We start from the raw sequence: 9,683 nt of genomic DNA, 5'->3' as shown, positions 1-9,683 counted from the left end.
TTGCCGTAACCGCCATAAAATGCAAATTGCACCAAAGCCGCTTCGGAAGCCGGAATTTCCATCACGGTTTGAAATACGGCGACCATCGGATTGGTAATATCATTCGCAAATCCCCATAAAGCAAATAAGCTGGTGATTAAAATAAAGGGGACAATAAATTTCTTTTCTAACACCTTGGCACTCATAATATTTTCCTTCTATTAATTAGTAGAGAGAAACACAAAGAATCGCTATTCTTCAATACGTAATCCATAAGTATGGAACTTGCCTAATACCACCTGCATTTGCTCAGGACTCAAAAGTGGAATCTCCAAACCCGTTGCAAGCAGTTTCAAATACCAAGAAGCCAACACCTCGACTTCTTGTGCCAGCCACAACGCTTTATCAAGGTTTTCCCCACAAGCAATTAAGCCATGGTGAGCCAGCAAAATTACCTTACTTTTTTTGATGCCCGCCGACACATAAGAGGCAAGTTCATAGGTTCCAAATGTTGCATAAGGAACACAAGGAATGTGGTCAGTTCCTCCTACTGCCACCATATAGTGAATAGCCGGAATAGGTTTTTCGAGAATGGATAAACCGGCACAATGAAGAGAATGATTATGGACGACCGCATTGGCTTCGGTGCGTGCTTGATAGACGGCTAAATGAAATTGCCATTCACTGGAAGGCAACTTTCCCTCTTCGTGTTTACCGTGACTATCAACATAAACAATATCGTCCGGCGTTATTAAATGATATGGCATACCTGTGGGGGTAATCAGCATACCGTCTTTGTAACGTACACTGACATTTCCCGCAGTTCCTTGATTTAAGCCCAATCGGGTCATTTCAAGGCAGGTATCGATAATTTTTTGTGAAAGTGCTTTTCTATTCATTTTTAGTGACCTCTAACTTGTTATAAAACGGGTGTAACCCCTTTTTTGATAATAATGTTGCCGTATTTTGCAGTTTCGCCAGTCATAACAACGGCATAAGCATGTTTTGTACGCTCATAAAAATCGAAGCGATCGATACGCGTGAGATTCGGCACAAAATCGACCGCACTTTGAATTGCCTCTAAATAGCGTTTTTCCACATTAGGATCCAACGTATCGCCTTGCACAGCCTGCATCATGACGAGTGGTGCCGCGACATAAGCGTCAAATTCAAATAATGGCGCGATACCTTTTAATAAGGTTGCAATAGAAATCCCATCGGCATGCACGACATTATGATGAAGCGAGTGAGCAGGAAAATGGGCATCGGCAAGTACAAGTTCATCACCATGTCCCATTTCGGCAAGAATTTTGAGTAACTCAGGGGAAATTGCCGGATGAATACCTTTTAACATTAGATTGCTCCTATTCGTTTGCAAAATTAAACTGAGGGTAAATACGTTTGCGTTGCGGTTGCATAATTTTCTGTGCCGTTTCCGCGTTGTCATAAACGCCAACACCGACAAAAGTAAACATTGCCGCGCCTAATACTGTCGTTTCTGCAACATCGACTACATCAATAGGTAAACCTAAAACATCGGCACGAATTTGATTCCATAATGGATTTTTTGATCCACCCCCAACGCAAATCAAACTTTCCGCTTTAAAATGACTCACCTGTTGTAGTACCGCCAACCCTTGTTTAAGCTGATTTGCCATGTAATAAAGTGCCGCGCGATAGATTTCACTACGAGAGGTAAACATGGAAAGCCCGACAAGATTCCCTTGTCCAAATTGACTAAAAACCCCTTGGAAATCGACCGTACTTTTGATACTGCTTTCCCCAGCAGCCACAGCTTCTGCAATCATCGTCGAATAATATTTGCTTGTGCCATAGACATCCGCAAACAACAGTTTTCCAAGCCATTCCATAATGCCGGAGCCAACCCATTGCACAGCAGGATTAAAACAATTCGGTTGAACATCAAACTCCGTCGTTAGCCCTTGTGAAATAAAATCAAATTGTGGCTGCGCATATTGCGTACGAGCCATTAAAATTTCCCAAGTACCGGAACTCAACACGGGTTGATTTAATCCTGCACCGGAACCAAACACGGCAAATTGCGTGTCGTGTCCGCAAGCAATCACCGGAATACAATTTAATTCCCAACGCATGGCAAGTGCGGTCGTAAGATCTCCCACTTTTTCACCGGCATGACGCATTGGCGGAAAATGATTTGACGTTAACCCAAGCAATTGCAAAATGTCTTCATCCCAATCACCGGTAGCGAGATTTGTCATCATTGATGTACCCGCCATAGTGTGATCGGTTGTCCATTCGCCGGTTAAACGTTGGCTTATCATGGAAGAAATGAACACAAACTTATCCATTTTTTGGAAAATTTCCGGTTCATGTTCTTTCAACCAAAGTAGCTTAAATAAAGTGTTGAAGCTGTATTGACCAATACCATTACGTTGGTAAAAGGCTTTGATATCTAATAAGTTAGCAATGTTTTCCATCACTGGAATTGTGCGAGGGCATTTCCAAGAAATAACCGGATAAAGCTGTTGCCCATGATGATCAAATGGTGCGCCATCCACACCAAATGTTGTAACAGAAATGCCAACAATATCTTTTAGATCAATATATTGTTGTTTTAATTGGTTAATCGTGTGAGCGGCACAATCGGATAACTTTTGCCAGATTTCTTCAAAGTCCCAAATATGATAATCAGCGAATTTGACATCAGGTTGGGTATTGTTCGCAATATGATGGGATGCCAAAATTTCGCCTTTATTACTCATCGCAATAGTACGTAAATTGGTCGCACCACAATCAAAAATCAGTACGATAGGCATAAGCCCTCCCTAAAATTGAGAAAAAAGTGCGGTTGAAAAAATAAATGAATTTTTGACCGCACTTCAATGTGGGTTTTGATGGAGAATGGCGGCACGCGTTGCAAAGCACGTGCCAATCATCACTTATTTATAAAGCGACCCGAAGTTTTCACAAGCGCGATAGTCCTGACCTTCTTTATCTTGGCCAAAACCATTCCAAGCACTTGGACGGAATATATTGCCGTCTTCAATATTGTGCATACAGACCGGAATACGTAGCATCGAAGCTAAAGTAATGAGATCTGCGCCGACGTGACCATAAGTGGCGACACAATGGTTCGCTCCCCAATTTGCCATGACGGAATACACATCTGTGAATGCGCCTTTGCCTGTTAGGCGAGGAACAAACCACGTTGTCGGCCAAGTTTCATTTGTGCGTTTGTTGAGAGTTTCGTGTACTTGTTCCGGTAAATCAATTGACCAACCTTCGGCAATTTGCAATACCGGCCCTAATCCTTTGATAAGGTTGATACGATGCATAGTGAACGGCATACCGCCTTTAGTTAAAAATTGGGAAGATAAACCACCGCCACGGAAATATTCATGTACCGCCGGACACCAACGGGTATTCTCCAAACAACGTTTGCCGTCTTCTTCGGTTACTTGCCAAGCCGGTTTAATCGTGGGTTTGCCATTCTCATCTTGATGTTGCCCCGTTCCATCAAGTGCGGCAGAACCGGAGTTAATTAAATGAATAAAACCGCTTTCCGGTTTCCAACCGGTCACACGTTCAACGGATTCCGGACTCCAGTAAGTACGTACGTCAGCGAAAATTTGTGCTTGACCGGTTAGTTGATGTCCGAACAGCATACATACCGCATTCAAACTGTCATTTTCAGTCGCAAGAATATAGGGTGGACGAACCCCATTCCAATCATAAGTAGAGTTCAACATTGCTTCCATAAAGTCGCCGTTTGGTAAATGATCTGTCCAATGACGTTGACCTTGGAAACCGGCTGCAATCGCGTTATGACCCAATGCTTCTTCAGCGTAATTTAATTTCGCTAATTTCGGATTCCCTACCATCAAATCACGAGTAATGATGGTCATTTTCACCACATTTTCCCAAAGTTCGGCACGTTCTTCTACGCTGCGTTGGTTTTCAGGGCTGTTTACATCAATGCCCTCTTTGCAATATTGTTTTACCCAATAAAGTGCTAAGTCCACTTCTTCTTGATCATAAATTTTGCGATCTAAACGACGTTTAATTTCTGTCATATCCACATATTCATTACGCATACCGAGGTATTCTTGGAAAAATTGCTGGTTCACAATGGATCCGGCGATCCCCATAGAGACAGAACCAATAGACAAATAAGATTTACCACGAATGGTTGCTACGGTGAGACCGGCACGGACAAAACGTAAGAGTTTTTCTTTTACATCCTCCGGAATTTCGGTGTCATCTGCTTCCTGAACTTCTGTACCATAAATTGAGAATGCCGGTAAACCTAATTGGGAATGACCTGCAAGTGCAGCAGCAAGATAAACCGCCCCCGGGCGTTCAGTGCCATTAAATCCCCAAATGGCTTTTGGCATATGCGGATCCATATCAATAGTCTCTGAACCGTAGCACCAGCAAGGGGTGACAGTAATGGTTAATCCCACATTTTCACGTTTAAATTTATCCGCACAAGCCGCGGCTTCAGCAACGCCACCGATACAAGTATCGGCAATCACACAACTAACAAAAGAACCATCTGTATGGCGAATATGTGTTTGTAACAAGTCTGCAACAGATGTTGCCATACGCATGGTTTTATCTTCTAACGATTCACGTACGCCCATACGACGACCGTCAATGGTTGGACGAATACCGATTTTAATACGATTGGTTTGGGTGAAAGATGTCATAATAGTGTCTCTCCTATCATTTTTAACATTCATATTGAAATCTCGGATAAGCGGTTTATCTGCTTAACTTGAAATTATTTTTGAATAAAAAAATGAAAGAAAATAGGAGAAACATGAAGTTGATTTCAAATTTGTGAAAGGGATCACAATAATCGGGTATTTTTTCGGGAAAATAATGACCGATTATTGCTTATATTTTTAACAAACGGTAAATTCGGTCATTATTTATTATAAAACGGTCAAAATATCGTGTTTTTCGCAATATGCCTGAAGTGTTTCGGATAAATCGGAATCAGTAAAAAGAGTATTAATTTCACTCAATTCAGTTAATTGTATAAGGCTTTTTTTCTCAAATTTGGAATGATCCGCCAAAAGATAAGCATGCTCTGATGCTTCCATCATTTTACGCTTTAAAGACGCATTTAACTCGTTGGATTCCCAAATGTTTCCTTGATTATCAATACCGGAACAAGAAAAAATAGAAAAGTTTATATGGAGGCGTTGTAATAAGTATTCTGATAATGGCCCATAAAATGCTTCATATTTTGATGAATAGACCCCACCGGTAACAATGGTTTTTATATTAGGTTTATTAACCAATGCGTTGATATTAAGCATAGAATTAGTCACCACAGTGCAAGGAATATCCGGCATTAAATGCGCAAAATACCAACTGGTAGAGCTTGCATCTAATCCAATCACCGCATTTTCATAAAGTAATTCAAGCGCATTTTTAGCAATATATCGTTTTGTCGTTGCATTAATATATCGCCGAGTCTGAAAAAAAGAGCCAAGATCAGTCGTTTTATTACTTATCGCCCCACCATGGGTACGATAAAGTAATCCTCGTTTTTCAAGTCGATTCAGATCACGTCGGATGGTTTCAACAGATATTTCACACTTTTCAGCCAGTTCAGTCACACTGGCTTTTCCTTGTTGGTTAATCCATTGCAAAATCATGTCATCTCTATTACGCATATTCACCCCGAATCGCTCAAAAATTGTCTCATTATAGAGTTTTTTAGAAAAAATAAACAACTTATCATCTTTTCCTTTCTACGCTAAAATGTTTCGACTTTTTGATCACAAGAGAGAATTTATGATGAACAAAACATTAAGTGCGGTCATTTTGGCGGCAGGAAAAGGGACACGTATGTACTCGGATTTGCCAAAGGTACTGCATACGGTAGCAGGTAAGCCGATGGTGAAACATGTGATTGATACGGCAAATTCTTTAGGGGTCGAAAACGTACATTTAATTTACGGACATGGCGGTGAATTAATGCGTGAACGCCTTGCCAATGAAAAGGTTAATTGGGTTCTGCAAACGGAACAACTTGGCACAGCACACGCAGTGCAACAGGCCGCACCGTTTTTTAAAGACGATGAAAATATTGTGGTGCTTTACGGTGATGCACCGCTTATTACCAAAGAAACCCTAGAAAAACTGATCGCAGCAAAACCGGAAAACGGCATTGCCTTATTGACTGTGCTGCTCGACAATCCAACCGGCTATGGGCGTATTATTCGTGAAAATGGCCGTGTCGTTGCCATTGTGGAACAAAAAGATGCGAATGCAGAACAATTAAAAGTTCAGGAAGTGAATACCGGTGTCATGGTATCCGATGGAGCAAGCCTCAAAAAATGGCTTGCACGTGTCGGCAATAATAATGCACAAGGCGAATACTATTTAACGGATTTAATTGCACTCGCAAACCAAGACGGTTATCAAGTTGTTGCCGTTCAAGCGATGGATAGAATGGAAGTAGAAGGGGCGAATAACCGTTTACAGCTAGCCGCACTTGAACGTTACTATCAACATAAACAAGCTGAACGCTTATTGTTAGAAGGTGTGATGTTATTTGATCCGACCCGTTTCGATTTGCGAGGATCGCTAGAACACGGTAAAGACGTGGAAATTGATGTAAATGTGATTATTGAAGGCAAAGTGCGGTTAGGAAATCGGGTAAAAATTGGTGCCGGTTGTCTATTAAAAAATGTGGTGATCGGAGATGATGTGGAAGTGAAACCTTATTCCGTATTGGAAGATGCAACCATTGGCGAAAAAGCGGCAATCGGTCCTTTTTCCCGTTTACGTCCCGGCGCGGAACTTGCTGCAGAAACTCACGTCGGTAACTTTGTGGAAATCAAAAAATCCGTTGTTGGTAAAGGTTCAAAAGTGAACCATTTAACCTATGTGGGCGACAGTGAAATCGGCTCAAATTGTAATATTGGCGCAGGGGTGATCACCTGTAATTATGACGGCGCGAATAAATTTAAAACCATTATCGGTGATAATGTTTTCGTGGGGTCAGATACACAATTAGTGGCGCCTGTTACGGTTGAAGATGGCGCAACCATCGGCGCAGGTTCAACCATCACTCGCAATGTTGGTAAAGATGAATTGGTGATTACCCGCGTACCACAACGCCATATTCAAAACTGGCAACGCCCGGTGAAAAAGAAATAGATAAAAAATCCCACTTTATGTGGGATTTTTTATGGTAAGTGCGGTTGATTTTTGAACCACTTTATTACAGGCAAAATTAACAGGATTCCCCCAAAATCAATGGACAATCAACCCAATGGGTCTCTTTATCTTTCCTGTTTTGAATAATATGTAACGCCGCTTGTTCACCCATTTCATAATGTGGTAATTGAACGGTAGTGAGCAATGGCATAAATAAATGTCTCACGCCAACCATGTTATCATAACCGACCACCGCCACATCCTGAGGAATACGAAAACCATGTGCAAGCAATAGTTGATAAGCCACAAAAGCAATGCGATCATTGCCACACACGATCACGTCAAAGTCAAACTCCTGAGGGTGATGTTCTAGCAAATCAATGAGTGGCTGTGCCCCTTCAAAATAGTTTTCTCCGTCATCAGGCATAAAATACTGAATTGGCAGCATCGGTTTTTCTTGCTGAAACCAAACCTCTTCAAAGGCTTTTTTGCGTTCTTGTGTGGCAATATAATTTTTGGGGATATGCAAAAAGAGCGGTCGTTTATAGCCTTTTTTTACGATCAGTTCCGTAATACGATGTTGACCAAGATAATCATTGGGAATATAAGCAGCTGTGTGTAAATCATCACTGATACAATTAGCCAATACAATAGGTAAATGCTGAAGTTTCGAGTGTATCTTGACTTTTTTCAAGCCATTACGTGTAATGATGATAGCGGCAGGATGATGAGAAAGAAGTTGTTCTACCGCAAGATCTAATTCAGCCGGATCATTTTCAAAGGTATTAATCACAAAAGATTGCCAATGATGAGCGCGTACCGTTTTTTCAATCGCTAAAATAATTTCGACAGAAAAAGGAGTAGTTGCAGTGCCAAGGGAAAGCACGCCAATCGTATTATTTGCCGCAGAACGAATATTTTGTGCGGCAATGTTGGGCACATAATTAAGTTGTACAATCGCTTGACGAACCTTGTCCAAAGTGCTTTGTGATAATTTTTCCGGATTGTTTAGGGCACGTGAAACCGTCATTAAAGAAACTTCCGCTAATCTTGCCACATCTTTAAGTGAAGCCATGTTCCTCCCGAACTAATCTTTTTTAGTCATTGAAATAATAAGCGTTAAAAAAACCTCTTGGCAAATATTATAGCCAAAACTTGATCGCATTGTTAACGTTAACTTTATTTTTGTGATAAGGATCACAAATCCAACAAAATTTGCTTGAAAGATGAGCTGTTAACGTTAACATTTCAACTATACAAAAAAACTAAAGGAATGCGATTATGTCAAATCAACATTTTGTCAAAAATTATTATCTTAAAAATCGTAACTATTGGATTTTTAGTGCTTACTTTCTTGTTTACTTTTTTATTATGGCGACCTGCTATCCCTTTTTGCCTATTTGGCTTAGCGATATTAATGGTTTGAATAAAACGGAAACCGGTCTTGTTTTCTCCGCAATTTCATTCTTCGCTTTATGTTTTCAGCCGGTCTTCGGTTATGTATCCGATAAACTGGGATTGAAGAAAAACCTGTTATGGATCATCGCTATTGTATTGCTGTTTTTTGCCCCTTTCTTTATTTACATTTTCAGCCCACTGCTCAAACAAAATATCGTACTCGGTGCGATAGCCGGAGGGGCTTATATGGGATTCGCCTTCGCCGGCGGTAGTGCCGCTTCGGAAGCCTATATTGAACGGATTAGCCGCAGCAGCAGGTTTGAATATGGGCGAGCAAGAATGTTTGGGATGATCGGCTGGGCGATTTGTGCTTCTATGGTCGGTATTTTATTTAATATTAACCCCAATTTAGTCTTTTGGTTGGGTTCCGGCTGTGCGATATTATTGCTTCTATTATTAAGCGTTGCCAAAGTAGAAACTAGCTCCTCCGCTGAAATTGCAGATAAACTGGGTGCAAACCAACATATCGTCACCTTGAAGCAAGCCTTCGCCCTGTTTAAATTACCAAAATTTTGGGCGTTATTACTCTATGTTGTGGGCGTAGCCTGCATCTATGATATTTTCGACCAACAATTTGCCAACTTCTTCACCTCATTTTTCAGTTCAAAAGCCTTAGGCACGGAAATTTTCGGCTATGTCACAACCGGCGGCGAATTGCTCAATGCCTGCATTATGTTTTTCGTCCCACTGCTAATTAACCGAATTGGTGCCAAAAACGCCCTATTAATTGCCGGTGCGATTATGAGCGTGCGGATTCTCGGTTCATCTTTTGCCTCCTCGCCGCTACAAGTTATCATTTTAAAAACCTTACATATGTTTGAAGTGCCGTTCTATCTGGTTGGATTATTCAAATACATTACACAAGTATTTGAGCTTCATTTTTCTGCCACGATTTATCTGGTCGCCTGCCACTTTGCCAAACAAATGGCAACAATGCTGATGTCAACTTTTGTCGGCGAACTTTATGATGAATACGGTTTCCACACTACCTATTTTATCCTAGGCTGTATTGTGACAACCGCTACCATCATTTCAGCCTTTACATTAAAAAATCAATCTTATTCACGTGTATAAAAGGAGCTGCT

Annotated in this window: 8 protein-coding genes and 1 pseudogene; 2 read left to right on the top strand and 7 right to left on the bottom strand. The window is 41.0% G+C overall.

What is annotated here, in order from left to right:
* The 6 genes and pseudogenes from BKK47_RS05720 to BKK47_RS05695 form a co-directional block, all read right to left on the bottom strand.
* Positions 1–185: pseudogene (locus BKK47_RS05720) on the bottom strand (L-fucose:H+ symporter permease); the annotation flags it as partial.
* 45 nt (positions 186–230) lie between these two features.
* Entirely contained in the window at positions 231–878 is a 648-nt protein-coding gene (fucA, locus tag BKK47_RS05715) for an L-fuculose-phosphate aldolase (protein ID WP_077493939.1), read from the bottom strand.
* Positions 879–898: 20 nt separating this feature from the next.
* The gene (gene fucU / locus BKK47_RS05710) at positions 899–1,333 is read right to left on the bottom strand and encodes an L-fucose mutarotase (protein WP_077493938.1); all 435 of its coding nucleotides are present in this window, start codon (positions 1,331–1,333) and stop codon (positions 899–901) included.
* A 10-nt stretch (positions 1,334–1,343) separates the two neighbouring features.
* Positions 1,344–2,777: an L-fuculokinase gene (fucK, locus tag BKK47_RS05705; protein ID WP_077493937.1), complete on the bottom strand. Its 1,434-nt coding sequence runs from the start codon at positions 2,775–2,777 to the stop codon at positions 1,344–1,346.
* Positions 2,778–2,900: 123 nt separating this feature from the next.
* Positions 2,901–4,670, bottom strand: a complete 1,770-nt coding sequence (fucI, locus tag BKK47_RS05700) for an L-fucose isomerase (RefSeq protein WP_077493936.1) — start codon at positions 4,668–4,670, stop codon at positions 2,901–2,903.
* A 228-nt stretch (positions 4,671–4,898) separates the two neighbouring features.
* On the bottom strand, positions 4,899–5,648 hold the full coding sequence (locus BKK47_RS05695; protein WP_077493941.1) for a DeoR/GlpR family DNA-binding transcription regulator: 750 nt from the start codon (positions 5,646–5,648) through the stop codon (positions 4,899–4,901).
* Positions 5,649–5,769: 121 nt separating this feature from the next.
* Between BKK47_RS05695 and glmU the strand changes: the two genes are divergently transcribed.
* The gene (glmU, locus tag BKK47_RS05690) at positions 5,770–7,140 is read left to right on the top strand and encodes a bifunctional UDP-N-acetylglucosamine diphosphorylase/glucosamine-1-phosphate N-acetyltransferase GlmU (protein ID WP_077493935.1); all 1,371 of its coding nucleotides are present in this window, start codon (positions 5,770–5,772) and stop codon (positions 7,138–7,140) included.
* Between the two features lie 76 nt (positions 7,141–7,216).
* Here the strand turns inward: glmU and BKK47_RS05685 are convergent, their stop codons facing one another.
* Positions 7,217–8,215 (bottom strand): LacI family DNA-binding transcriptional regulator, encoded by a 999-nt coding sequence (locus tag BKK47_RS05685; RefSeq protein WP_077493934.1) that lies wholly within the window; start codon positions 8,213–8,215, stop codon positions 7,217–7,219.
* 206 nt (positions 8,216–8,421) lie between these two features.
* Between BKK47_RS05685 and BKK47_RS05680 the strand changes: the two genes are divergently transcribed.
* Positions 8,422–9,672 carry an MFS transporter gene (locus BKK47_RS05680; RefSeq protein WP_077493933.1) on the top strand — a complete coding sequence of 417 codons (1,251 nt, stop codon included), beginning with the start codon at positions 8,422–8,424 and terminating at the stop codon, positions 9,670–9,672.
* Positions 9,673–9,683: the final 11 nt, after the last annotated feature.

This window comes from Rodentibacter mrazii, from assembly GCF_001998825.1.
GTDB lineage: Bacteria > Pseudomonadota > Gammaproteobacteria > Enterobacterales > Pasteurellaceae > Rodentibacter > Rodentibacter mrazii.
The sequence above is the reverse complement of the archived record's forward strand: the minus strand, read 5'-3'. Positions and strand labels throughout refer to the sequence as shown.

Excerpts from the sequence above, each read along its gene's own strand:
- fucA (WP_077493939.1), bottom strand. The coding sequence starts at position 878 with ATGAATAGAAAAGCACTTTCACAAAAAATTATCGATACCTGCCTTGAA.
- fucU (WP_077493938.1), bottom strand. The coding sequence starts at position 1,333 with ATGTTAAAAGGTATTCATCCGGCAATTTCCCCTGAGTTACTCAAAATT.
- fucK (WP_077493937.1), bottom strand. The coding sequence starts at position 2,777 with ATGCCTATCGTACTGATTTTTGATTGTGGTGCGACCAATTTACGTACT.
- fucI (WP_077493936.1), bottom strand. The coding sequence starts at position 4,670 with ATGACATCTTTCACCCAAACCAATCGTATTAAAATCGGTATTCGTCCA.
- BKK47_RS05695 (WP_077493941.1), bottom strand. The coding sequence starts at position 5,648 with ATGCGTAATAGAGATGACATGATTTTGCAATGGATTAACCAACAAGGA.
- glmU (WP_077493935.1), top strand. The coding sequence starts at position 5,770 with ATGATGAACAAAACATTAAGTGCGGTCATTTTGGCGGCAGGAAAAGGG.
- BKK47_RS05685 (WP_077493934.1), bottom strand. The coding sequence starts at position 8,215 with ATGGCTTCACTTAAAGATGTGGCAAGATTAGCGGAAGTTTCTTTAATG.
- BKK47_RS05680 (WP_077493933.1), top strand. The coding sequence starts at position 8,422 with ATGTCAAATCAACATTTTGTCAAAAATTATTATCTTAAAAATCGTAAC.